This window comes from Pseudomonas sp. B21-041 (assembly GCF_024748675.1).
Classification (GTDB): domain Bacteria; phylum Pseudomonadota; class Gammaproteobacteria; order Pseudomonadales; family Pseudomonadaceae; genus Aquipseudomonas; species Aquipseudomonas neuropathica.
The window spans coordinates 1,637,654-1,662,228 of sequence record NZ_CP087175.1 but is presented as its reverse complement, the minus strand read 5'-3'; the positions used below and the strand labels follow the sequence as shown (position 1 = coordinate 1,662,228).

Sequence of the window (24,575 nt, the reverse complement as noted above, 5' to 3'; positions counted from 1 at the left end):
GAGTGGGCGCGCTCACAAGTGCCCTGTTTCGCATCCTTCCGGGCGCCTGTTCAGGGACCCTGAATTGTTTTGTCGCCCGAGCGGTAGATATCAATGTTTCCCTGAGGAAGGAACAATCTGGCGGCGAACCAACACGTCGCCAGTGATGCGAAAAACACGCCCGACAACTCCATCAGATAATCCGAAATCCCGCCGCCCTTAATGTCTTCGTCGAACACCACGAGCAGGACGAAACAAAACACCCACCCGGTGGCGACACTGGCACCCGCCAGTGCCACCAGCGAACAGTTCGCCGTCGTCCTCCTGACCTTCAGCAATGAAATTGCCCCTGCCAATATTAAAAAGGGCAGGAGGAAAATCAGTTGCGCAAGAAATGGCGCTAATAGCGGCATCAGAACCAGTTCGCCTCCCCTGACCTCGCCCAAGAGTTTCGGGGTATTGACCAAGTGAGCAAGCAGAGTGATGGTCTTGATGATCCCCCCAATGAACCCCAAAACGAACGGGCATAAAAGAAACGCCAGAAAAACCCTGCGGCGTGGATACCCCGTCTTACTCATGGTGCGCAACCCTGGCTTTTCGAAAGACCCAGCAATTTACAACCATATTCGACCCTTGAGTCGTAATTCAAAATAATCACGCCACCATCGACGCCCTGTTTGTCGCCAATAAACGGGTTGAGTGATGTATCTGTTGCGTACTTGCCAACCGTTTGAAAGAACGTGTGATCACCCAGAAACTTCTCATGAATGGTCTGCAACAACGACTGCTCGTTCTTCAATTGTTTGATATCCCAGCCTGCCGGATCCGTAGCGTTTTTATTGTAAAGGTCTTTGAAGTTATCAAACCCGCCTGTAATCAACGCATCGCCAGCCGCTTTACGCCAGTCATAAACGGGCGCCAGGAACCAGCCCAGACCAAAGCTGAGGAACGATGCATTGCCATCTGCGCCCAGACCGGTCAACGGCGCTCGGGAAACGGTCTCAGCGCCTCCAAACCATGACGCGCCTATTCCGAGTTGTTGCTCATACACATTGCTCGCACCGAAAAAGTTGGCTCGGTTATCGATCGTGTTCAGATAGGTCACCAGACGATCAGAAGCACCTTGGGTGTTGTAGAGATAGTCAAAGGTCGTTTGCGATGTACGTGCCACGTCTTTGTGCATGACATTCCACGCATCCTGCATGGCAATGTATTTGAGTGCCGAGTTGACCGCCGTGCGGCAGCCATCACTTTGGGGGGCCTTGTCACACATGCTGCGCATTTCCGAATCGAGAAATTCGCTCAGCTTTTCGGCCTTGGCGATGGCAGCGTCTTTCTGTTCCTTCGTCGTGCAGGTTTTGCCATTGAGACAGTTTTCGACTTCCTCGAAGGCTTGGTGAGACAGATAGTTGTAAAGCGTTCCATTGGCGGCCACCGAAGCGGCGATACCCACATCGCTACCGGAAGCGGCAGCGCCCAACACCCCCACTATTTGTGAGACGGCGAGCAGATTGGCCTGCGCCTGAATGTATTCAGGGGTTCCCGGAACATAGTTTTCCGGCAAGAGCTTATCGCCCAGCAAACCGACCAGAAACTCGTTGGCACCACCGGCAAGCGCTCCGGTGCCAAAATCTCCGCCCATGGCTTTGGACACCAGACCGCCGAGTCCGGCGTGCAGGAGAATTTTCTCCAGGCTGCCCTCGGGCAGTTTCAGGTCGCCAATTTCCCCAGCGCCCATGGCTGCGCCGATGCTGGCCAGCGTTCCGGCCGCAGAGCTGACCAGGTTGTCCTTGAAGCTGCCTCCGTAGACGACGGTTTTGATCAACGCATCGGCAGTCACTTTGGTCGCCACGGCCTTGAGCCCCTCCGGCGTCAGAGTGATATTGCCCACATCGAACTTCATTCCCTGAGTAACGCCTGCAGTTGCCGCCGCCACGACGTAGCTTTTCAAGGCATCTTCGGACGTAACGTCCTTGAGCACTTTTCCAAGGTTACCGCGGTTGTCGATCGTGCTGACCGTCGCTTTGGTTGCGGCGGTAATGGCGACTCCCTGCAACATTGCGTTCATGCCGGCCATCATCGGTCCGAGGATGGCCGCCATGGCGATGGCAATGATCAGTTGTGAAGCTGGCCCCAATCCGGAGTTCTGGTATTTGAAAGACTCATGAATCTCCTTGACCTGCCGCCAGTCCACATCGCCACGTTCTTCTGCCTGTTTAAGCCAGGCCATCTGCGGATCGGCCTTGACCATGGCATCAATGGACTCGCTGACCGTTTGCTGATTGACCTGCTTTACATCGATTTTCAGGCCATCGACCGCTTTGATGACGATGTCGCCCTTGGCAAACATCTGCGTCTGACGGAACGTTTCGTCTGTATTGCCCTTACCTTTAGAAGAGTTCCAGAACGCATTATTGTTGGTTTTCGTATGGCTCTCATCGTGCAGATCCTTCACGCCTTCAAAGACAATCTGCCCACCACTGTCCAACAGGATGTCGCCACCGCTGTTGAGTTTCGCGACCTGGAATCGTTGATCGCCGCCACTTACTACAGCCAGGTTTCCACCGGTCGTAATCTCACTGCCAACGTTCGTCACCTGCGTGACTTCGTCATGCTTCAATTTCTTTTTGCCAAAACTGCCTTTGTCTTTTTTGTCGTACAAAGAGTAGTCCGTGTCTTGTGCGGCAAGCACTTGAATATCGTTCTTCGCCACCAGATAGGCTTCATCGCCAGCGGTGATACGACTGGAGATCAGCGCCAAATCATTACCTGCCCGGATCGCGACATCACCACCGGCAGTGATCGTGCTGGCAATCTGTTTAACGTGATCTTCCTGAGTCGTGAGTTTTTTGGTTTTTGAATAGGAGTGACTTTCATCAGCGGCTGAAGCAATCGTCACATCACCCTCTGCAACGAGGGTGAAATTGCGCTTGGCATTCATGTCACTGCCCACGGCGGCAAAGTCACGGCCCGCACTCATCAGGATATCGCGTCCGGCATTGATGCTGGATCCGTACTGTGTGATGGAGCTGCGTTGTTCCTTGCCGCCACTGTCAACGCTCAGCTGTTGGGCCGAAGCGATGGCGATATCTCGACTGGCCTCGATCCGCGTGTCTCCCCCACTGGACATGGCCCCACCGATGCCAAGCACGTCCCGGCCCGAGAAGATGGTCAGATCATTGGCTGCTTCGATACGTGCAGCGCTATCAACGTAGTCACGTTGCTGGATTTGGCCCTTGTTGTTGAAGACCATACTGTTGACCGTGCGCTCGTTGATGACGTCTCCGGTCAGCGTCACCATAGTGACATCGCGTCCGGAAATGACACCGCCTGATTTATTGATGATGTCATGGGTGGCTAGCAGCCCCAGCCGATTCCCCGCCTCAATCAAGCCACTGTTGGTCAGGTCTTGCCCGGCACTGGCCGCCAGATTGTTGGTAGCACGCAACGTTCCTGCGTTGGTCAGGTTCTGGCCAGCGATCAGGTCAACATCATTGCCCTGGATCAGCGCACCGTTCGGCGCCAGGCGGTTATCGGCATGGGCTAGATACAAGACAGGCACGAGCACCTTCTCACCGTTCACTTCGTGCTCTTCGAGCCAGACGATGTCGTGGGTCAGTGCCGCCACTTGCTGGGCGGTCAAGGTCACGCCCATCGACAGGTTGAGTTCATTCTTGCTGGCGATGGCGTTGTTCATCAGGTACTTGAACATGGCTTCGTCGGAGGTCTGGCCGTCGATGAAACGCTGGCCGGTGCGGGCGACCACGGCTTGCTGCACCAGACGTTGTTCAAACAGGCCGTCGCCCAAGCGCTTGGCGCTGTTGTCGGGGTCGTAGCCGAGCTTGTCGAGCAAGTAATCCGAACTCATGAACTGCTTGAGATCGGTCAGCGCCGGGTTGGTCTCGATCAGGTATTTATGTGGGTTGGAACGTACGCTGGTGTCAGGCAAGCCTTGAACACGCGGGACATTGAATGAAGAGTCCCCACGATTGGGCAGCATGACGCCAACGGGGCCATCGCCAGCGGCAGCGTTGACGTTTATGTCAGCAATTTTGTCGTTGAGGTTCAGCGATGGGCGATCGGCTAACGCCAGTTCACGGTTTTTAACCGAAACCGGATCGTTCTTGTCGATCTGGAAATCCGTTGCATGTTTGACTGGCATACCGCCCGCGTGGCCAGCAGGTGCGGCAGTGATGGTGCCAATGGTCCAGTCTTTAGCCGCAACAATCGTCTGTTCGCTACCGTCCTTGCGGCTGAGTCGGAACAGGCCGTTATCACCGGTTGGCAAGGTGAAGCCCGGCAGGGCCAGCGGATTGACTTGCTGTTGAGCCAGATCCGGAGGCAGCTGCGGATTCAAGAAAACGACGGTGGGTTTGGCGGAGTTCTTTACCCCGGTGTCGGCCGTGTCTTTTACCGTGCCACCAAAATTGGTGTACGGGTTCAGGTTGCCGTTGTTGATCGTGGTTTTGGCGTTGATCTGGACCGCCTGGCCGGCCTGAACGATAGAGGAGACACTACTTCCGCCATTAGTGAACACTCGGTCGTCGCGCTGCTTGGTGCCCGCCAGAATCTGCGAAGGCACTGCGACTTCAGGTCCAATACCGAACTTGGTATTGACCCTGTTCATGAGTTGCTTGTCCAGCGATTGATAATCCCAGTGAGTCCCTCCCTTGTCGGGTTCGTGCCAGGTATCTATGTAGTCATATTGGTTTTTTGAGTTTCGGTCTGCATAGTTCTGCAGATCGACGCTGACCCAACTGGTTTGTTTATTCGGTAGCCCGCCTAGTTTATAAACGCGCATCCGTGTAAAGCTGCCCGACTGCAACCCGAAGTTATCGAAAGTATCGACGTCGAGTTTGATGTTCCTGCCTGCAGAAATCAGCGACGCAGTATTGGTGAAAGCCCCCACATTGGCAGTCAGATTTCCCGCCACCGAAAGCGATGCTTGCGGCCCTGTGATCGTCGAGGTGGATTCAAAGTTTTCATTGACGTAGAACGTAGTGCCGCTGAAGGTGATGTCGCCGGAGATAAACTTTTCCTCGCCTACAACCCCTTCCGTCTTGTTATTGAAGCTATTGGCCGACAGCGAAAAATCACCATCCACATTGATCGAAGCCGCGAGGTTATTGACACTGTTCGCCCGCCCGCCGTATTGCCCGCCAATCGTCAAATTGCCAATGCTGTAAACGTCACCGGTCTGGTTGGTGAAATCGTTAACCAGCAGACTCATATTGCCGCCGCTGAACACCAGGCCGCGGTTATTCACCAGATTTGCAGTCCTGATCGTCAGATCCTGCGCAGCCCCCAACGTACCGGTGTTGCTCACCGCACCGGCGTTGATCGTCATCGCATAGTTGGACGTCAGTCGTCCGCCGGCATTGTTCAGCAGGCCACCGACGTTAACGGTGGTCAGGCCACCACCTCCAATGCTTGAGGCGCTGGTCAGGCCCAGTTGCGCAGCATTGAGGGTCATATCGCCCAGACTGCTGACACGACCATTACCGCCGTAATTCCCGGACAGCTGGATATCCAGGCTGCCGTCACTGGCGATCAAGCCCTCGTTGCTCCAGTTGCCACCACGCCCCACCAGTTGATTCGAAGCGAGCAACTGCCCGCTCGCGGTCTGCACAAAATTGCCGACATTCACCGTCAACCGCCCCGCCTGAATCACGCTACTGTTGGTCCAGCTGTCCGCGTTGAGCGTCAGGCCGCCACGGGTCACCAGCGAGCCGCCGGCGTTCATCACGTTGGCGGTGGAGATGCCGAACTCGCCCAGACCGACATGCGTCACCGAACCGCCGGCATTTAGGAAGCTCGGAGCGGCCAGTGTGAAATCGGTGTTGGCGGTTTCCACCAGACCGTTGCGGTTGTCGAACTGGCTGCCGATCTGGAAATCGGTTTTGCCGCTGGTGCCGAGCGCGCGCAGCTTGCCGCCCTGGTTGTCGAGATTGGCCGCGCGAATCGCCAGTGTGCCGGCGCTTTCGATCAGGCCGCTGTGGTTACTCAGGTTGCCATCGGCACCCAGCTCGATGCGGCTGCCGCTGATCTGGCCGTTGTTGTTGCTCATCAAACCGGCGATGGTTTTCACTACGCCTTTGGCATAGATCCCGCCGCCGCTGTTGTCGAGGGTGTTGCCGCCAGCGTTGAGCAGGATGTTGCCGGTGTTGGCGGCGATTCGTCCGCCGTCGCTGTAGATGCCGCCCAGCGCTTGCAGGTCGAGGCGACTGCCTTCGATCTTGCCGCCCTGACCGTTGCGCAACACGCCGTTCAGGCGCGTTTGCAGCAGACCTTTGAGGCTTGAAAGCACCCCGCCACGGCTGTCGAGGCTGGCGGCGGTGAGGGTAAGGTCGCCGTTCTGGGCGATGATCTTGCCGCCCTGGTTGTCGATGGCGCCAGTGCCCGTGATCACGGTCAGCGCGGTCATGCTTTGCACCGCGCCTTTGCCGTTGTTCAGTGCGGCGGCGGTGAGGGTTACACCGGCATCGCGGCTGGAAATCAAGCCATCGTTTTCATTATGCAGCGTGCCGCCAGCGGCGATATCCAGTTGATCTTTGGCCGACAGGGTGCCGCGTTGGCTGTTGTTCAAATCGCCGCTGGTAAACAGGCTCAGCAGGGTCTGGCTAATCAATTGCCCGCCGCGGTTATCAATGCTGGTGGAGCGGTTGATCAAGAATGCGCCGGTACTGCCCAGAGTCCCATTGATATTGCTGAGAGCGCCGAGCAGGTCGAGGGTGACGCTGTCATCACCAACCAGACTGCCGCTGGTGTTGTTCAGTTGCGTGCCAGTGAAATTCAGGGCTTTGGTGGCGCTGATTCTGCCGGAGGTGTTGTCCAGCGTGGCGGCGCGGATATCCAGTGCGTCGCCACTTTCGATCAAGCCACCCGCGGTGTTGCTTATGTTGCCGCCGCTGATCGTCAACGTCTGCTTGCCGCCGCTCGTGACGATGCCGTTGCTGTTGTCCAGACTGGTAGCCTTGATGCTCACCTCGCCTTTGCCGCCCACGCCCCCATTGCTGTGGTTGATCAACGCGCCACTGAGGTCGATGCTGGTGTTGCCGAGCAGACTGGAGACGGTGCCTTCGCGACTGTTATCGAGCGTGCCGCCTGTAAGGGTGACACTCTTCCAGCCCGAAATCAGTCCACCCTGGTTATTCAGTTCGGCAGCCGTGAGGCTCAACTGATCGTTGCTGATCAGGTTGCCGCCACGGTTATCGAAACGGTTACCGGTGAGGCTGAAGCTGTTGACGCTGGAGATTTCGCCTTGCTGGTTATTCAGGTCACGCAGGGTGGCGATGCTCAGCACGCCTTTGCTGTTGATCACGCCGTTCTGGTTATTCAGGTCGCGCAGATGGGCAATGCTCAACCCACCTTTGCTGCTGATCACACCGTTCTGGTTATTCAGATCCTGCGCGGTGGCGCCCAGATCCATATTCAGCCCGGAAACGCCGACCAGCGTGCCGCCCTGATTGTTCAGGCCGGTGCTGTTCAGGGTCAGTTGTTGTGCGGCGCGGATGCTGCCTTTATTAGTGTTTTTCAGCAGGCCATCGACGCTCACCTCGATGTCGCTGTCACTGAGCAACACGCCGCCATCGCTGTTATCCAGACTCGCCGCGCGAACCTGCAACGCCGCAGCGGCAATCGTGCCTTTGATCGAGGTCAGCGCCTTGTCGAGGGTCACGGTGAGTTTATGGTTGCTCAGCAGTTGGCCGCCGCTGTTGTCCAGCGATGTGGCGATCAGTTCAAAAGCCTTGTCGCTGGAAATCTCGCCGCCACGGTTGTTCACGTCGGAGAGGTTTTTCAGTAGTAACTGGTCCGGCGCGTTGATCACGCCGCCCTGGTTATTCAGCGCGCTGCCGTTCAGATCGACACTGACGGTGCCGCCGCTGAACAGTTTGCCGCCCTGCTGGTCGAGGCCTTGGATATTGGCGGTCAGCGTCTTGCCCGCGCCGAGGCTGCCTGCGGTGTTGGTCACCTGACCGGCATTGATCTCAACGTGGTCGGCCGCGTAAATATTCGCTTGGCTGTTGTTGAACTCGCCAGTGCTGATGTTGAGGTTGGCCTTGCTGCTGATCACACCTTTTTGCTGGTTATCCAGCGCGCTGCTGTTGAGGGTCAGATCACCATCGGTCAGCAGGCTACCACCCTGATTGCTGACGGCGCCGCGCGTGTCGACGGTGAGCGATTTTGCGCTGGAAACCGTGCCGGCGTCGTTGTTGAGGCTTTGCGCGGTGATCGCCAGAGCAGCTTCGCTGACGACGCTGCCCTGCGCATTGTTCAGGTCTTCAGACAGGTTGATCGCGAGGTCTTTCTGGCTGGTCAGGCGACCACTGTTTTCCAGCGTCTTGCCGCTCAGCGTCAGCCCGCTGTCGCCGGACAGCAGGCCTTTATTGCGGTTGATGACGTCATTGACGGTCAGCGCCAGATTGCCGCCGGCGAGCATGTAACCGCTGTTGCTGTTATCGAGCCAGGCGCCGATCAGACTGACATCGCTCTTGCTCGACAACTCGCCGCTGCGGTTGTCGACGCGAGCGACGTTGAGGTTCAGCGCTTTTGTTGAGCCGATCAGACCTTCCTGACGGTTATCCAGACTCGCGGCGATGATCGTCAGGCCGTTGTCGGCGATGACCACGCCGTTCTGGTTATCGAACATGCCAGTCACGCTGAAATCGACATCACCGCGTACGCGAATGTCACCGCTGCTGTTGTTCAAACTGTCGCTGCGACTGTCGAGGTTGGCGGAAGCAATCAGACCTTTGACGTTGCTCAACGCGCGCTCGATGGCCAAGGTGAGCTTTTCATTGCTCAGCAACTTGCCGCCGTCGTTGTTCAGGCTTTGCGCGTTGACGCTCCAGGCCTTGGCGGCGGAAATTTCACCGGCACTGTTGTTGACGTCCTTGAGGTTTTTCAGCAGCAGCTGGCCCGGCGTATGGATGTTGCCGCGCTGGTTATTGAGCAGACCGTTGTTCATGTCCAGGGTCAGGTCGCCGTTGCTGAACAGCTCGCCGCCGTCCTGCGCCAGCGAAGTCACCGAGACTTCGAGTTTCTGCTGACTGCCGAGGCTGCCGCCGGAGTTGTCCAGGTGCGCGGCGGTCAATAATAGTGAGCCATCGGTGGCGATACTGCCGCCCTGGCGGTTCTTCAACTCACCGGTAGTCAGGGTCGAATCAGCCTTGGCGCTGATGATGCCGTTGTCGCTGTTATCCAGACTGCCACTTTTAAAGGTAAGGCCTTTCTGCGAAACGATCAGGCCGCCCTGACTCAGCACGGCACCGCTGGCGGTCAGTGCCATCGCTTCAAGGCTCGATAGTTTGCCCAGACGGTTGTCGAGGCTGCCGGCGCTGAGGGTCATCTGCCCTTCGCTACTGATCAGGCCTTGCTGGTTGTCCATGGCCTCGTCGAAGGTCAGCCCGAGCGTGTTCTGGCTGACGATGCGCCCGCCAACGTTGCTCAGGCCGATGCCGCTGAGGGTGCTCGCGCCTTTGCTGAAAATCAGGCCGTTGGTGGCGTTGATGATCTGCGCGACTTTCAGCGCCAGTGTGGTGTCGGACAGCACCTTGCCGCCATCGCTGTTGTCCAGGCGCGAACCGTTGATGTGCAAATCCAGCTGGCTGGACAGTGTGCTGGCGCGGTTGTCGATCTGCTCGACGTTGACGGTCAAAGTCTTGAGCGAACCGACCAGACTGTCCTGATGGCTATTGAGGGTTTTGCCGGTCAGCAGCAGATTGCCTTCGGCGACCAGTTCGCCGTGTTCTTGATTGAGGGTGTCGACGTTGGCGTCGATATCACCTTTGGCGGAAATCCGTCCGCCATCGTTGGTGACTGCTTTGGCTTTGAGGCTCAACAGACCGGTCGAAGTCAGCAGGCCGCCATTGCTGTTATCGAGTGTGTTGCCGTCGAAGCTCAGCGCCGTCTTGCTTTCGAGGCGGCCCTTGTCGCGGTTGTCCAGGTTGTCGATCAGCAGTTTGGCGGCCTGGTCGGCGCGGATCGTCCCGCCGCGGTTGTCGGTGTTGGCGCTGCTGACGGTCAGGGTGTCGAGGCTGGAAATCTTGCCGGCGCGGTTATCCAGGCGCGTGGCCTGCACGTCCATGGCGCCGTTGGCCTGAATCAGGCCCTTGTTCTGGTTGTTCAGTTGCTCGCTGATCCGCGTGGTCAGCGTGCCTTCGCTGGTCAACTGGCCTTGCTGGCTGTTGTCGAGCTGTTGGGCTTTTAGCGTGAGGGTCTGTTTGGCGCCGATCTTGCCGGTGCGGTTGTTGATCGCGCCTAGGGCGCTGATGTCGAGCAGACGGCCGGCGCTCATCAGGCCGGCAACATTGTCCAGCGAGGTGACGTTGAGAACCGCGTCGGTCTGGCTGCTGAGTTCGCCGCTGTTGTTGATCAACTGGCCGATGTTGGCGGTGAGGCTGGCGTTGCTGGTGATCACGCCTTGGCTGTTGAGCACCTGCGCGGCGTTTAGGTTCAGGGTGGTGTTGCTCTGCACCTTGCCGGCGTTGCGGTTATCCAGCGTGCCGGCGCTGATCGCAGCGGTTTGGCCGCTGAGCGTACCGCCCTGGTTGTTCAGGGTTTGTGCGGTATTGATGGTCAGATTGCGGCTGGCAGTAAGGCTTTTGCCGGTGTTGTCGAGGTTTTGCGCGGTGAGGCTCAGGTCGCCGTTGGCATTGCGGCTGCCGTCGGCGTTGACGCCGGCTTCGATGGCGCCGGCGTTGGTCAGTTGGCCGCCGGCGCTGAGGCTGATGCTGTCGCGGGCCGCGAGGGTCTGGCGGTTAGTCAGGTTGCCCTGGGTTTGCACGTTCAGCGCGGTGCCGGCATAAACCGGGCCGCGTGCGTCGAGGCTGGCCGCCTTGACGTTGACCGCGCCGGTGGCCGAGGTGTCGGCCAGACTCAGTTGGCCGTTGGCATCGAGCTGAATATCACCGCCACTGGCAATCAGCTTGCCATCGAGTTTCACCCCGACCCCGGCCTCGGTGCCGACCAGTTTGATCGCCCCGGCGTACATGCCGCCGAGTGCCGAGGAGTCGATGGCCAGTTGCGGCTTGGTGCTGCCGTCATCGGCGCGGGCGGTGGCATTCAGGGTTTGCGCGTTGACATCGTTGCGACCGGCGACAATCGTCAGGTTCTGCGCCTGAATCTCGGCGTTGATCTTCGCGCTGCGGGTGATGATTTCGAAGCGGTCGACATTGGTCGCGTTGAGTCCCGCGCCTTCAATAGCGACGCTGCCCTGATCAACTTGAAAGCGATCCAGCCGACCGTTGTCGAGCACTGGTTTGCCGGTGGTCAAAGTCACACGCGGTGAGTTGATGAAACCGCACCCGTTGCACGTGATGCCGTAAGGGTTGGCGACAATCACCCGCGCCGACTGCCCCGCCACTTCGGTGTAACCGCGCAACTGGCTCGGGTTGCCACTGATGACTTCGTTGAGAATCGCCTGTGCCGAACCGCTGTTTTTCAGGTTCGGGTTGTCGATGATGTGCCCGCCCAACTGCGTCAGATTATTCTGCGTCGAACCGTTGTTGAGAATCAGCCCCTGCGCGCCGACGTTGTAGTCGTGGAACTGGTTATGCGACAGCCCGCTGGCATTGGGCGTGGCGATATTGATGATCGGCACGCCGTTGCCGGCGCGATCCAGCGAGGTGTTCGGGTTGGCCACGACAATGCCGTCGGCCTGCGCCCACATCGGTTGCCAGAACATCACGTTCGCCAACAGGAACGCCAGGCCGCGCTTGGGCATGCCAAGGAATAAATCGCGTTTTTTCACGGCAGCGGCAGGCTGACAAGCAAGGAAGGCGTAATGGCGAACGTCCATGTTTAAAGTCTCTTTGCAACGGGCAAGTTGATCGGGGCAATCGACAGGCAAAGCAGTCCCTACCCGGAAAAAAAACAGGCTGCCGGGAGAGTGAAAGAAACAAATGGGGATAAATGCGCGTTTCGGTCAGAACGTCCAAAACGATGCGAAAACAATCGCAGTGCAGACTGCGAAAAGTCGGTTCGATCCCTCGAAAGCGCACATTGATATCAATGTGATGGCGCGATGGTAGATTGCCATCATTCTGGCGTCAATAAGTCGTAATAAGGCTTTTTGGGCAACCGCTCTAGAACGCGGCTTTTCGGGACATAATCGAAATTTTGCCGAAAATAGCGACTTATCGGTCACACAAATCGACACGCATCACGTGCATTGCACTGAACTTTTCCAGGCCAGCAGCCCTCAACCGATCAACTCGCCTTGACCGGAACTGAGGCCGCCCTCCATGAAAATCCTTAACACATTATTGATCGCCACCACCCTTGCCTGCGCCCTGCCCGTCTGGGCCTGCACGCCGGAAGAAGCCACCGCCAAACGCGAACAACTGGCCAAGGAAGTCGCCAAGCTCACCGAACAGAATCCGGCCAAGGCCAAGGAGATCAACGCCGAGTTGCAGAAGATGGATCTGGGCACGGCCAGTGCCGATCTGCCGGATAAATGTCAGTTGATTGATCAACGGTTGAAAGAGTTGGGCACGGCGGAGAAAAAAGCGGAAAGCTAAAAGCCAGATTAAAAGATCGCAGCCTGCGGCAGCTCCTACATCGATCCCTGTAGGAACGGCCGAAGGCTGCGATCTTTTGACCCTGAAAATGCATTTATGCATTTATTTATTTGCATTAACGCATATCCACATCTACGGTTACATCGAGCAACGAGATCGGAACCGGCCATCGGAGATGGCAACCCTTGCACACCGATCGCTCGGCAACACCGCTACACCCACACAAGCTGGACGCTTGTTTTCACTCATGGAGGATTGAAAAATGTTAACCACAGCAGCAACACAATTCACCGGCGAATCACTGCCAAGGTGCCTGGCCAGTCACCTGCTCGACCCACAACTGGTCGAAGTCGAGGCCGCTGAACAAATCAGCGCCCTCGCCGCCGGCAGCCTTAACTTCAACATGCAGAAACAGACCCAGACCAACTGGTGCTGGGCGGCCGTTTCCGCCTCGGTCGGTAACTATTACGGCACCGGCAACTGGACGCAGTGCGGCGTGGCCAGCACTCAGCTCGACCGCAACTGCTGCAATCAGCCGGGGCCGTGCAACGTCTACGGCTATCTGGATTCCGCTCTGCAAACCACCCGTAGCTACAACGGCATGAATCAGGGCTCGCTACAGATGTCGGCCATCCAGAACCAGATCAGCATGGGCCGCCCGGTCGGCCTGCGCTGCGCCTGGTACGGCGGCGGTGCGCACTTCCTGACGATCTACGGCACCAACGGCGATTACGTATTGGTTGCGGACTCGATCTACGGCTATTCGACCCGCGCACTGAACGCGTTCCCCCGCGCCTACAACGGCGGCGGCAATTGGACTCACACTTACTTCACCGTTAAAAACTAGGAGGGCGACATCATGCAACTGACTTATCCAAAGGCGCCTTCCAACGGCGTACAGACCTTGCGCCCGGCGCTGCAAGCGGCACTGCAAACCCAAGGCTTTGGCGCCAATCGCCAGTTCGCCAACGCAGCACCTGCAAAAATCAGCCTCAGCGAAGCCTATCGTGGCTACTCGTTGAACCTGGAAGACCTGAGCAGCGGCAAAGGCCTGAAGGATGCCCGCCTCGGCGACTGGCATTACCTGGTGTTTGCCGACGGCGTGACGATTGCCGATGCGCAATTGGCCGAGGTGCGCGGGCATGTCGAATTCGCCTCGTTGAACCACGGCGATCACGCCGCCGCTACGGTGGGTGCGCTGAAACTGGCGGAACAAGCGCCGCAATTGCAGGGTAAAAACGTTGAGCTGCGCGTGCTGTTTGTCTCGGCGCTGCATGTTGTGGCGATCTGGCTGCACGCCGACGGTGAGGACGTGCTGATCCCGATCGAGCCGACGCCGAAGGAGCTGGCGGTCACGCGGTTGTACAGCGAGGCAGCCTTGCTCGCAGCATTGAAACCGGTAGCTGATCAGGCCAAACGGCGCTTTGATGCCGACACCAGTGGCCAGCTCGGCAACTGATGGACGAAAAAAAACCCGGACACTGTCCGGGTTTTTTATGCTCGCTTGAAACGCCTTACTCAGCCGCAGGCTCTGCTGGCTTGCGACGCTTGAGCGGTGCCATGCCATCGCTGCTCACCAACGAGTCCGGCTTCGGACGGTTGACGCTCTTGCGCTTGGTCGGCGTCTTGGCGGCGGTTTTCTTCTTGTCGCCCTTGGCGTCGGTCTTTTTCTTCTTCACACCAACGGCTTTGCCCGAGGCCTTGACCTTTTTCGGTCCGCCGTAGGTGCCTTTGACTTCCTTGATGGTGCGGCGCTCGAAGCTCTGCTTCAGGTAGCGCTCGATGCTCGACATCAGGTTCCAGTCGCCGTGGCAGATCAGCGAGATCGCCAGACCGTCGTTGCCGGCGCGGCCGGTACGGCCGATGCGGTGCACGTATTCGTCCCCGCTGCGTGGCATGTCGAAGTTGATCACCAGATCCAGGCCATCAACGTCCAGACCACGGGCCGCGACGTCGGTAGCGACCAGAATCTTCACGCCGCCCTGCTTCAGACGGTCGATCGCCAGTTTGCGATCCTTCTGGTCTTTCTCGCCGTGCAGCACGAACGCTTTGTATTCCTGAGCCACGAGACGGCCGTAGATACGGTCGGCCATGGCGCGGGTGTTGGTGAAGACGATGGCCTTCTGATAGGTCTCGTTGGCCAGCAACCAGTTCACAATCTGCTCTTTGTGCTGATTGTGGTCAGCGGTGATGATTTGCTGGCGAGTGGTCGAGTTCAGTTGGCTGACCGCATTGAGCTGCAAGTGCTCAGGGTTGTTCAGCACCTTGCCGATCATCTCGCGCAGGCCGGAACCGCCGGTGGTGGCGGAGAACAGCATGGTCTGCTGACGGTTAGGACATTCGTCGACGAGACGCTGTACGTCTTCGGCGAAGCCCATGTCGAGCATGCGGTCGGCTTCGTCGAGCACCAGCACTTCGACTTCTTTGAGGTCGAGGTTGCCGGCGTTGAGTTGCTCGATCATCCGGCCCGGGGTACCGATGAGGATGTCTGGCACTTTGCGCAGCATCGCGGCCTGGACCTTGAAGTCCTCACCGCCAGTGATCAGGCCGGACTTGATGAAAGTGAACTGCGAAAAGCGTTCAACTTCCTTCAAGGTCTGCTGAGCCAGTTCACGGGTCGGCAGCAGGATCAGCGTCTTGATGCTGACGCGGACCTTGGCCGGGCCGATCAGGCGATTGAGGATTGGCAGAACGAAAGCGGCGGTTTTGCCGCTACCGGTTTGCGCCGTCACCCGCAGATCACGCCCTTGGAGCGCCAGCGGGATGGCCGCGGCTTGCACAGGCGTTGGCTCGACAAATTTCAGCTCGGCCACAGCTTTAAGCAGGCGTTCGTGCAGGGCGAATTGGGAAAACACGGGTGCTACCTCGAAGATATGCAAAAAAACAGCTGCATAGGTTACCGGTTTCGAGCGCTCAGGCCGAGTTTCTTTATACAAACGGACGTAATCAGTGGCTTTTTTGTTGCTCGATTTGTCTTGAACGGTAATACACGGCGTCTTAAATGCTCTAATCGCCCATCGCGTCTTACAGAAGAATCGTTGCTCATATGGATTTCAAACAGCTCTGGCTCAACGCCCAGGACCTCTGGGGCACCCTCGAACAGCATCCACTTTTGCAGGCCGGCCTAGCGCTGATGCTGCTGTTGGTCATCGCGCTAGTACTCGGACGAGTGGCGCGTTACCTGATCCTGCACGCCAGCCGCATGCTCGGCCGCCAGCCGGCGCTGCACTGGATCAATGATTTTCGCCACAACAAGGTGTTTCAGCGCCTGGCGCAAATGACGCCGTCGCTGGTCATCCAGTTCGGCCTGCATCTGGTGCCGGAACTGAGCAAAACCGCGATGACCTTTCTTGGGAACGTGGCGTTGTCGTTCACCATTCTGTTCCTGCTGCTCTCGGTCAGCGCTCTACTCAATGCCCTGCTCGACATCTATGCACGCACCGAACATGCGCGTACGCGCTCGATCAAAGGCTACGTGCAGCTGGCAAAAATGGTTTTGTACGTGTTCGGAGCGATCATCATCGTCGCCACACTGATCGACCGTTCGCCGCTGTTGCTGCTGTCCGGTCTGGGCGCAATGTCGGCGGTGATTCTGTTGGTCTACAAGGACACCCTGCTGTCGTTTGTCGCCAGTGTGCAGTTGACCAGCAACGACATGTTGCGGGTCGGCGACTGGATCGAGATGCCGCAAGTCGGCGCCGATGGCGATGTGGTCGACATCACCCTGCACACGGTCAAGGTGCAGAATTTTGATAAAACCATCGTCTCGATTCCGACCTGGCGGCTGATGTCGGAGTCATTCAAGAACTGGCGCGGCATGCAGCAATCGGGCGGGCGGCGGATCAAGCGCAGCCTGTTCATCGATGCCAGCGGCGTGCGTTTCATCCGTGACGACGAAGAAGAAAAGCTCTCCCAGGTGCACCTGCTCACCGATTACATGAGCCGCAAAAAAGCTGAACTCAAGGCGTGGAACGAAGCGCAGGGCAATGTCGCGGCGATGTCGGCTAACCGTCGGCGCATGACCAATATCGGCACGTTCCGCGCGTATGCACTGGCGTACCTGAAGAGTCATCCGGAGATTCAGCCGAACATGACCTGCATGGTGCGGCAGATGCAGACCACGGCGCAGGGTATTCCGCTGGAGATTTACTGCTTCACCCGCACCACGGTGTGGGCCGATTACGAGCGGATTCAGGGGGATATTTTCGATTATCTGCTGGCGGTGCTGCCGGAGTTTGGCTTGAGCCTGTATCAGCAACCGAGTGGCGGGGATTTGCGCTCTGGCCTGCTGCCGGCGGTACTTGGCGCGGCGAGCATTCCCGAGCCGCAAAAACACCTGATGTAACACACGATTCCCGTGTAGGAGCTGCCGCAGGCTGCGATCTTTTGACCTTAAAGATCAAAAGATCGCAGCCTGCGGCAGCTCCTACATGGGTTCATGCAGTGCGGCGGATGCCCAGTCGGCTGATCCATACGGCGGCAAGGATGACGCTGCCACCGAGGAACAATCTTCCAAGTTCCTCATGCTGATTCCAGATCAGCAGATTCAGCAGCAACCCCACCGGCACATGCAGATTGTTCATAACCGCTAGCATGCCGCCGTTGACCATGCACGCACCCTTGTTCCACCAGTACATGCCCAGCGCGGTCGAGACCAGGCCGAGGAACAGCAACACGCCCCATTGCAGCGGCGCTTCCGGGAGGAAGTTGGCTTTGCCGAACATCAGGAATGCCGGCAGCACCACCGCCAGCGCGCCGAGATAGAAGAAGCCGAAACGCCGATAGTGCGGTAGATCGCTCGGGTGTTTCGCCACCAGATGCTTGTACATCACCTGCCCTGCCGCGTAGGTGAAGTTGGCCAGTTGCAGCAGCAGGAAGCCCATGAAGAAGTCCGGACTGACGCTGTCGAAACGAATCACCGCCGCCCCGCCCACCGCCACTAACGCGGCGATCAGCGCCCACGGGTTGAAGCGTCGGTTCAGCGCATCCTCGATCAACGTCACGTGCAGCGGCGTGAGGATGGTGAACAGCAACACCTCCGGCACCGTCAGCACGCGGAAGCTCAGATAGAGGCAAACGTAAGTCACGCCGAACTGCAACGCCCCGATCATCAGCATGCCGCGCATGAACGAAGGTTCCACCGAACGCCAGCGGGTCAACGGAATGAACACCAGCCCCGCCAGCACTACGCGCACCAGCACCGCGAAGTAACTGTCGACATGACCGGCCAGATATTCGCCGATCAGACTGAAGGAAAACGCCTGGATCAGCGTGACAAAAAGTAGATAGCCCATGCTCGCCCCTAATTTGAATGGCGGCGACGATAGCGGTTTTCTGGTCTCACTGCGAATAGCCCGAAACACAACATTCCCCTGTGGGAGCGAGCAGGCTCGCTCTCACCAGGAGTTTTGCGTCGAAAAAAAATACAGGCAAAAAAAAGCCCGATCTCGCTAATGCGTTCAATCGGGCTACAGCACTCAGGAGCAACAAGTGCAAAGGGAGGTTCGATGCGCGTAGAGCCTTGAAGGGGTTGCGCCAGGTCACTTAAACAATCGGGGATTATCTGGCGATTAACCTATCAAGCAACCTGAGACAGTTTGGCGTTGGCCTGATTCAGGCCCTTTTCCTGGAAGTCGCCACCGAGGTTCATGCCCTCTGCATGAATGAAGGTCACGTCGTTGATGCCGATGAAACCCATGACCTGGCGCAGGTACGGTTCCTGATGGTCGGCCGGACCGCCGGCGTAGATGCCGCCGCGAGCGGTGAGCACGTAAGCACGCTTGCCGCTGAGCAGGCCTTGCGGGCCGGTTTCGGTGTACTTGAAGGTCACGCCGGCACGCAGCACGTGGTCGAGCCAGGCCTTAAGGGTGCTCGGGATGGCGAAGTTGTACATCGGCGCGGCCATCACCAGTACGTCGGCGGCGAGCAACTCATCAGTCAATTCGTTGGAACGATCCAGCGACGCTTGCTCGTTGGCGTTGCGCTGCTCGGCAGGCTTCATCCAGCCACCTAGCAGGTTGCTGTCCAGGTGTGGCACCGGGTTCACGGCGAGGTCACGCACAGTGATCTGATCGTTGGGATGCGCTGCTTTCCACTGACTGATGAAAGTCTGGGTCAGTTGACGGGAAACCGAGTCTTGCTGGCGGGCGCTGCTTTCGATGATCAGAACGCGGGACATGGTGTGTAGCCTCCATCCGAGAATGTTGTAGGTCGATGGAATGAAGGTTAAACAGAGTCGAATCGATGAAAAAGCGCAAATAATTGCTGCAAAGCATCGAATAATTCGTTTAGATGCTGACACACACCTTGTAGGAGTGAGCCTGCTCGCGATAGCGGTGTGTCAGTTAACACAGATGTATCTGACACACCGCTATCGCGAGCAGGCTCACTCCTACAAGGGATCGACCGTTATTTCGGGGTGCAGGTCAGCTTGATGCGCAGCTTGATGATCTCGCGGGTGAACTTGGCCGTGGCGTTTTTATGTTTGCCGGCCGGTACCTCGATCGTGCGGGTGCGCGGTGCTTCCGGGCCATTGCTGAACACCGCCTTGCACGTTGCATCGACATCACCGTAGTTGGCCACCCGAATCGAGCCGATGTCGTTATCGGTATCGAAGGTCTCGTAATCGATCTTCATGCCGTTGAGATCCTTCTGCACATCGATCGGGTAAGCAAAAGCAGTCAGCGGCAGCAGCGCCAGCAGCACACAACAGAATTTTTTCATTCGGCAGTCTCCATGAGGGACGGCCAGCTTAGGACAAGAGGAGCTATTGATGAAAGCGCCCCGCGTGACCCTGGATCAATGGCGAACATTGCAGGCCGTGGTCGACCACGGCGGATTTGCCCAGGCCGCCGAGGCCTTGCACCGTTCGCAATCGTCGGTGAGTTACACCGTCGCCCGCATGCAGGACCAACTCGGCGTGCCGTTGCTGCGCATCGACGGGCGCAAAGCCGTGCTCACCGAAGCCGGCGGCGTGTTGCTGCGCCGCTCGCGGCAACTGGTGAAACAGGCCAGTCAACTGGAAGACCTCGCCCATCACATGGAGCAAGGTTGGGAAGCCGAGGTGCGGCTGGTGGTCGATGCGGCCTACCCGAGCGCACGCATTGTCCGCGCGCTGACCGCGTTCATGCCGCAGAGTCGCGGCTGCCGCGTACGTTTGCGTGAAGAAGTATTGTCGGGTGTCGAAGAAGTGCTGCTCGAAGGCGTGGCCGATCTGGCCATCACCGGTCTGAGCATTCCCGGCTACCTCGGCGCGGAGCTGAGCGACGTCGAGTTTGTCGCCGTCGCCCACCCCGATCACCCGCTGCACCGGCTCAACCGTGAGCTGAGCTTTCAGGATCTGGAAACCCAGATGCAGGTGGTGATCCGCGACTCCGGCCGCCAGCAACCACGGGATGTCGGCTGGCTCGGCGCCGAACAGCGCTGGACCGTTGGCAGCCTCGCCACGGCGGCGACGTTCGTCAGCAGCGGACTCGGTTTTGCCTGGCTGCCTCGCCACATGATTGAACGAGAGCTGAAGGATGGCTCGCTCAAGCTGCTACCGTTGGACAGGGGCGGCAACCGCAACTCCAGCTTCTATCTGTATTCGAACAAGGACAAACCCCTGGGCCCGGCCACGCAAATCCTCATCGAACTGCTGCGTACCTTCGACACTTTGCCGCTGGACGCACCGTTCGCCGCCCCTGAACAAGCCTGACACGGAGTTCACCGATGGCCTGGTTCGAACATGAAGGTTGCAACCTGCACTACGAGGAATATGGCCACGGCGCGCCGTTGCTACTGGTTCACGGGCTCGGTTCGAGCACACTGGACTGGGAAATGCAGATCCCGGCCCTGGCCGCGCACTACCGCGTGATCGTCCCGGACATCCGCGGCCACGGGCGTTCGGACAAACCGCGCGAGCGCTACAGCATCGCCGGTTTCAGTGCCGATATGCTGGCGCTGATCGAGCACTTGAACCTCGGCCCGGTGCACTACGTCGGGCTGTCGATGGGCGGCATGATCGGCTTCCAGTTCGGCGTCGATCATCCTGACCAGCTCAAGAGCCTGACCATCGTCAACAGCGCACCCGAAGTCAAAATCCGCAGCCGCGACGACTACTGGCAGTGGTTCAAACGCTGGAGCCTGATGCGCGTACTCAGCCTCGCGACCATCGGCAAAGCCCTCGGCGGTAAACTTTTTCCGAAACCGGAACAGGCGGATCTGCGACAGAAAATGGCCGAACGCTGGGCAAAAAACGACAAACGTGCTTATCTCGCCAGCTTCGATGCGATTGTTGGCTGGGGTGTTCAGGAACGACTTTCCCGAGTGTCCTGTCCAACGCTCGTCATCAGCGCCGACCGTGACTACACACCGGTGGCACTGAAAGAAACCTATGTAAAACTGCTGCCGAATGCGCGGCTGGTGGTGATCGCCGATTCGCGCCACGCCACCCCGCTCGATCAACCCGAACGTTTCAATCAAACGCTGCTGGAGTTCCTCGCCGCAGCCGATATTCAATCTCAGGATCACTGACCCATGTTGAAAAAACTCGCCCTCGCCGCTGGTACTGTGCTGTTTGCCGCCAACCTGATGGCTGCCACGCCGGCCAAGGCACCGCACGTGCTGCTGGACACCACCAACGGCCAGATCGAAATCGAACTGGATCCGGTCAAGGCACCGATCAGCACCAAGAACTTTCTCGATTACGTGAACAGCGGCTTCTACAACAACACGATTTTCCACCGTGTGATCCCGGGCTTTATGGTCCAGGGCGGCGGTTTCACTCAACAGATGCAGCAGAAAGATACCAAGGCTCCAATCAAGAACGAACACAAAAACGGTCTGGCTAACGTTCGTGGCACCTTGTCCATGGCTCGCACTTCCGTACCTGATTCGGCGACCAGCCAGTTCTTCATCAACGTCAAGGACAACGACTTCCTCGACCAGGGCGACGGCTACGCAGTATTCGGCAAAGTGGTCAAAGGCATGGACGTTGTAGACATCATCGTCAACTCGCCGACCACCACCAAAAGCGGCATGAAAGACGTACCTGCCGACCCTGTATTCATCAAGTCGGCCAAAGTCATCGACTAAGCTGTACAGGGCGTATCGAGCGGCGCTGGCCTGATCCCGCGCCGCTCACACCGATAAAAGGAGAGCCCGTGCTCCGGGCGGTTATCTGATGCTCTATCGCCGTTTCGAACAACTGATCGACGTGTTCCGCGACGCCCCCACGGCATCCCCGCCGGATCGCGTGCTGCCCTTCTACACCTATTACCTGAAGCAGGTCTGGCCGAGTTTTGCCGCCCTGCTCACCGTCGGACTGTTCGGCGCCTTGATCGAAGTGGCGTTGTTCAGCTACCTCAGTCGCATCATTGACCTCGCCCAAGGTGCACCGAATCCGAATTTCTTTCAGGAGCATGGCCTGGAATTGGCCTGGATGGCCGTGGTCGCGCTGATCTTGCGCCCGGTCTTTGTCGGCTTGCACGACCTGCTGGTGCACCAGACCCTGAGCCCGAGCATGACCAGCATGATCCGCTGGCAGAACCACAGCTACGTGCTCAAGCAGAGCCTTAACTTTTTCCAGAATGACTTCGCTGGTCGTATCGCCCAACGCATCATGCAGACGGGCAACTCGCTACGTGACTCTGCGGTGCAAGCAGTGGATGCGTTGTGGCATGTGCTGATCTACGCGATCAGCTCGCTGGTGCTGTTCGCCGAGGCGGACTGGCGCCTGATGATTCCGTTGCTGACGTGGATCGCCGCTTACATTGGCGCGCTCTGTTACTTCGTGCCGCGGGTCAAGGAACGCTCGGTGGTGTCCTCCGATGCACGCTCCAAACTGATGGGGCGGATCGTCGATGGTTACACCAATATCGCCACCCTGAAGCTGTTCGCCCATACCAATTACGAGCAGCAATACGCCCGCGAAGCAATCGAAGAACAAACCGAAAAAGCCCAACTGGCGGGCCGCGTTGTGACCAGCATGGACATCGCCATTACCACCATGAACGGCCTGTTGATCGTCGGCACCACAGGCCTGGCCTTGTGGCTGTGGACGCAATCGCTGATCACTGTCGGGGCGATTGCCCTGGCAACCGGTCTGGTGATTCGCATCGTCAACATGTCCGGCTGGATCATGTGGGTGGTCACCGGCATTTTCGAAAACATCGGCATGGTCCAGGACGGCTTACAGACCATTTCGCAACCGGTCAGCGTCACCGATCACGAGCAGGCCAAACCGCTGGAAGTGGCCCGTGGCGAAGTGCGTTTCGAGCACGTGGATTTTCACTACGGCAAGAAGCGCGGGATCATCGGCGATCTCAATCTGAACATCAAACCGGGTGAGAAAATCGGTTTGATCGGGCCGTCCGGCGCTGGCAAATCGACGCTGGTCAATCTATTGCTGCGCCTGTACGACGTCGAGGGTGGGCGGATTTTGATTGATGGCCAGAACATCGCCGAAGTCGGTCAGGAAAGCCTGCGTGCACGGATCGGCATGATCACCCAGGACACCTCGCTGCTGCACCGTTCGATCCGCGACAACTTGCTGTACGGCAAACCGGATGCGACCGACGCAGAACTGTGGGACGCGGTGCACAAGGCGCGCGCCGATGAGTTCATTCCGCTGTTGTCGGACGCTGAAGGTCGCACGGGTTTCGATGCGCATGTCGGTGAGCGTGGGGTGAAATTGTCCGGTGGTCAGCGTCAACGCATTGCGATTGCGCGGGTGCTGCTCAAGGACGCGCCGATTTTGATCATGGACGAAGCGACCTCGGCGCTGGATTCGGAAGTCGAGGCGGCGATTCAGGAAAGCCTGGAAACGTTGATGCAGGGCAAAACCGTGATCGCGATTGCGCACCGACTCTCGACCATTGCCCGTATGGATCGCCTGGTGGTGCTGGAGAACGGCAAGATTGCCGAGAGCGGCACCCATGCCGAGCTGTTGGCCCATCGCGGTTTGTATGCACGACTTTGGGCGCACCAGACCGGAGGGTTTGTCGGCATCGATTGACCTTCCCATGATTGTTCCCACGCTCTGCGTGGGAATGCAGCCCGTGACGCTCCGCGTCACTGGACGCAGAGCGTCCCTTGAGGCCTTCCCACGCAGAGCGTGGGAACAATCACCGCCACAGCCCGCCAACCACGGGCGCTGGCGGTTTTTTGTGGCCGCTGGAAATCCGCAGAAAGCCTGCTGTACTCAGCCAAGGTTTCGGCACGAAACCTGTCGTAAATCTGCAGGGATGCACAACTCGATGCAGTCTCGATAGCAGGGCTATCAAGGACGCCTCTCATGTCTCTGTTCAAACGTTCAGTCACTGAGTTGTTGGGTACGTTCTGGTTAGTATTGGGTGGTTGCGGCAGCGCGGTGATCGCCGCGTCTTCACCGTTGGGAATCGGGGTGCTGGGGGTGGCCCTGGCGTTTGGTCTGACGGTGCTGACCATGGCATTCGCCATCGGTCACATCAGCGGATGTCACCTAAACCCGGCCGTGTCGGTCGGTCTGTTCGTCGGCGGTCGGTTTCCGGCCAAAGAGTTGCCCTCCTACATCATCGCGCAGCTGCTCGGCGCGATTCTCGCGGCGGCGCTGATTGCGCACATTGCCAGCGGCAAGGAGGGTTTCGATATCGCCGCCGGCCTCGCATCCAATGGTTATGGCGAGCATTCGCCGGGGAAGTATTCCATGGCGGCGGGGTTTGTGACCGAGCTGGTGATGACGGCGATGTTCGTGATCATCATTCTGGGCGCGACCGATAGACGCGCACCACCGGGGCTGGCACCGATCGCCATCGGCCTGGGCCTGACGCTGATTCACCTGATCTCGATTCCCGTCACCAACACCTCGGTGAACCCGGCTCGTAGCACCGGGCCGGCATTGATGGTCGGCGGCTGGGCGATTGCGCAGTTGTGGATGTTCTGGGTCGCGCCGTTGATTGGCGCGGTGGTCGGTGGCGGGATCTATCGCTGGTTGGGCAAAGAAGAGTAGCCAAGGCATACACAAAACAAATGTGGGAGCGAGCTTGCTCGCGAAGGCGGTGTGTCAGCTGATATCCATGTCAATGCAACACCGCTTTCGCGAGCAAGCTCGCTCCC

At 58.4% G+C, this 24,575-nt stretch carries 15 protein-coding genes; 9 read left to right on the top strand and 6 right to left on the bottom strand.

The window, feature by feature from the left end:
* Nucleotides 1-50 precede the first annotated feature (50 nt).
* Both LOY43_RS07375 and LOY43_RS07370 read right to left on the bottom strand, forming a co-directional pair.
* Entirely contained in the window at nucleotides 51-557 is a 507-nt protein-coding gene (locus LOY43_RS07375) for a hypothetical protein (RefSeq protein WP_258709411.1), read from the bottom strand.
* Nucleotides 554-11,779 carry a filamentous hemagglutinin N-terminal domain-containing protein gene (locus LOY43_RS07370; protein ID WP_258709410.1) on the bottom strand — a complete coding sequence of 3,742 codons (11,226 nt, stop codon included), beginning with the start codon at nucleotides 11,777-11,779 and terminating at the stop codon, nucleotides 554-556. The genes LOY43_RS07375 and LOY43_RS07370 overlap by 4 nt, the downstream gene beginning before the upstream one ends.
* Before the next feature lie 445 nt (nucleotides 11,780-12,224).
* Between LOY43_RS07370 and LOY43_RS07365 the strand changes: the two genes are divergently transcribed.
* From LOY43_RS07365 to LOY43_RS07355, 3 genes are all read left to right on the top strand, one after another.
* Entirely contained in the window at nucleotides 12,225-12,500 is a 276-nt protein-coding gene (locus LOY43_RS07365) for a hypothetical protein (RefSeq protein WP_038358513.1), read from the top strand.
* Between the two features lie 262 nt (nucleotides 12,501-12,762).
* Nucleotides 12,763-13,347 carry a papain-like cysteine protease family protein gene (locus LOY43_RS07360; protein WP_095049288.1) on the top strand — a complete coding sequence of 195 codons (585 nt, stop codon included), beginning with the start codon at nucleotides 12,763-12,765 and terminating at the stop codon, nucleotides 13,345-13,347.
* 12 nt (nucleotides 13,348-13,359) lie between these two features.
* Nucleotides 13,360-13,959 (top strand): hypothetical protein, encoded by a 600-nt coding sequence (locus tag LOY43_RS07355; protein ID WP_220558291.1) that lies wholly within the window; start codon nucleotides 13,360-13,362, stop codon nucleotides 13,957-13,959.
* A 55-nt stretch (nucleotides 13,960-14,014) separates the two neighbouring features.
* On the opposite strand, the gene LOY43_RS07350 is transcribed toward LOY43_RS07355, so the two are convergent.
* On the bottom strand, nucleotides 14,015-15,355 hold the full coding sequence (locus LOY43_RS07350; RefSeq protein WP_038358505.1) for a DEAD/DEAH box helicase: 1,341 nt from the start codon (nucleotides 15,353-15,355) through the stop codon (nucleotides 14,015-14,017).
* Nucleotides 15,356-15,546: 191 nt separating this feature from the next.
* On the opposite strand from LOY43_RS07350, the gene LOY43_RS07345 reads away from it, so the two are divergent.
* Entirely contained in the window at nucleotides 15,547-16,845 is a 1,299-nt protein-coding gene (locus LOY43_RS07345; protein ID WP_095049286.1) for a mechanosensitive ion channel family protein, read from the top strand.
* A gap of 91 nt (nucleotides 16,846-16,936) precedes the next feature.
* On the opposite strand, the gene LOY43_RS07340 is transcribed toward LOY43_RS07345, so the two are convergent.
* The 3 genes from LOY43_RS07340 to LOY43_RS07330 all read right to left on the bottom strand — a co-directional run bounded on the left by LOY43_RS07340 (nucleotide 16,937) and on the right by LOY43_RS07330 (nucleotide 19,223).
* Nucleotides 16,937-17,794, bottom strand: a complete 858-nt coding sequence (locus LOY43_RS07340; RefSeq protein WP_258709409.1) for a carboxylate/amino acid/amine transporter — start codon at nucleotides 17,792-17,794, stop codon at nucleotides 16,937-16,939.
* A 284-nt stretch (nucleotides 17,795-18,078) separates the two neighbouring features.
* Nucleotides 18,079-18,678, bottom strand: a complete 600-nt coding sequence (locus LOY43_RS07335) for an FMN-dependent NADH-azoreductase (RefSeq protein ID WP_095049283.1) — start codon at nucleotides 18,676-18,678, stop codon at nucleotides 18,079-18,081.
* Nucleotides 18,679-18,908: 230 nt separating this feature from the next.
* On the bottom strand, nucleotides 18,909-19,223 hold the full coding sequence (locus LOY43_RS07330; protein WP_122608916.1) for a 3-phosphoglycerate kinase: 315 nt from the start codon (nucleotides 19,221-19,223) through the stop codon (nucleotides 18,909-18,911).
* A gap of 49 nt (nucleotides 19,224-19,272) precedes the next feature.
* On the opposite strand from LOY43_RS07330, the gene LOY43_RS07325 reads away from it, so the two are divergent.
* The 5 genes from LOY43_RS07325 (at nucleotide 19,273) to aqpZ (ending at nucleotide 24,468) form a co-directional block, all read left to right on the top strand.
* The gene (locus LOY43_RS07325; protein WP_007914443.1) at nucleotides 19,273-20,196 is read left to right on the top strand and encodes a LysR family transcriptional regulator; all 924 of its coding nucleotides are present in this window, start codon (nucleotides 19,273-19,275) and stop codon (nucleotides 20,194-20,196) included.
* Nucleotides 20,197-20,210: 14 nt separating this feature from the next.
* Complete coding sequence (locus LOY43_RS07320) at nucleotides 20,211-21,014, top strand: alpha/beta fold hydrolase (RefSeq protein WP_095049281.1); 804 nt, start codon at nucleotides 20,211-20,213, stop codon at nucleotides 21,012-21,014.
* 3 nt (nucleotides 21,015-21,017) lie between these two features.
* Nucleotides 21,018-21,575 carry a peptidylprolyl isomerase gene (locus LOY43_RS07315; RefSeq protein ID WP_258709408.1) on the top strand — a complete coding sequence of 186 codons (558 nt, stop codon included), beginning with the start codon at nucleotides 21,018-21,020 and terminating at the stop codon, nucleotides 21,573-21,575.
* Nucleotides 21,576-21,663: 88 nt separating this feature from the next.
* A complete protein-coding gene (locus LOY43_RS07310) occupies nucleotides 21,664-23,496 on the top strand; it encodes an ABC transporter ATP-binding protein (RefSeq protein WP_093438109.1) in 1,833 nt (610 codons plus the stop codon).
* Between the two features lie 279 nt (nucleotides 23,497-23,775).
* The gene (gene aqpZ, locus LOY43_RS07305) at nucleotides 23,776-24,468 is read left to right on the top strand and encodes an aquaporin Z (RefSeq protein ID WP_258709407.1); all 693 of its coding nucleotides are present in this window, start codon (nucleotides 23,776-23,778) and stop codon (nucleotides 24,466-24,468) included.
* Nucleotides 24,469-24,575: the final 107 nt, after the last annotated feature.

Excerpts from the sequence above, each read along its gene's own strand:
- LOY43_RS07335 (WP_095049283.1), bottom strand. The coding sequence starts at position 18,678 with ATGTCCCGCGTTCTGATCATCGAAAGCAGCGCCCGCCAGCAAGACTCG.
- LOY43_RS07360 (WP_095049288.1), top strand. The coding sequence starts at position 12,763 with ATGTTAACCACAGCAGCAACACAATTCACCGGCGAATCACTGCCAAGG.
- aqpZ (WP_258709407.1), top strand. The coding sequence starts at position 23,776 with ATGTCTCTGTTCAAACGTTCAGTCACTGAGTTGTTGGGTACGTTCTGG.
- LOY43_RS07355 (WP_220558291.1), top strand. The coding sequence starts at position 13,360 with ATGCAACTGACTTATCCAAAGGCGCCTTCCAACGGCGTACAGACCTTG.
- LOY43_RS07365 (WP_038358513.1), top strand. The coding sequence starts at position 12,225 with ATGAAAATCCTTAACACATTATTGATCGCCACCACCCTTGCCTGCGCC.
- LOY43_RS07320 (WP_095049281.1), top strand. The coding sequence starts at position 20,211 with ATGGCCTGGTTCGAACATGAAGGTTGCAACCTGCACTACGAGGAATAT.
- LOY43_RS07325 (WP_007914443.1), top strand. The coding sequence starts at position 19,273 with ATGAAAGCGCCCCGCGTGACCCTGGATCAATGGCGAACATTGCAGGCC.
- LOY43_RS07315 (WP_258709408.1), top strand. The coding sequence starts at position 21,018 with ATGTTGAAAAAACTCGCCCTCGCCGCTGGTACTGTGCTGTTTGCCGCC.
- LOY43_RS07340 (WP_258709409.1), bottom strand. The coding sequence starts at position 17,794 with ATGGGCTATCTACTTTTTGTCACGCTGATCCAGGCGTTTTCCTTCAGT.
- LOY43_RS07375 (WP_258709411.1), bottom strand. The coding sequence starts at position 557 with ATGAGTAAGACGGGGTATCCACGCCGCAGGGTTTTTCTGGCGTTTCTT.
- LOY43_RS07370 (WP_258709410.1), bottom strand. The coding sequence starts at position 11,779 with ATGGACGTTCGCCATTACGCCTTCCTTGCTTGTCAGCCTGCCGCTGCC.
- LOY43_RS07310 (WP_093438109.1), top strand. The coding sequence starts at position 21,664 with ATGCTCTATCGCCGTTTCGAACAACTGATCGACGTGTTCCGCGACGCC.
- LOY43_RS07330 (WP_122608916.1), bottom strand. The coding sequence starts at position 19,223 with ATGAAAAAATTCTGTTGTGTGCTGCTGGCGCTGCTGCCGCTGACTGCT.
- LOY43_RS07345 (WP_095049286.1), top strand. The coding sequence starts at position 15,547 with ATGGATTTCAAACAGCTCTGGCTCAACGCCCAGGACCTCTGGGGCACC.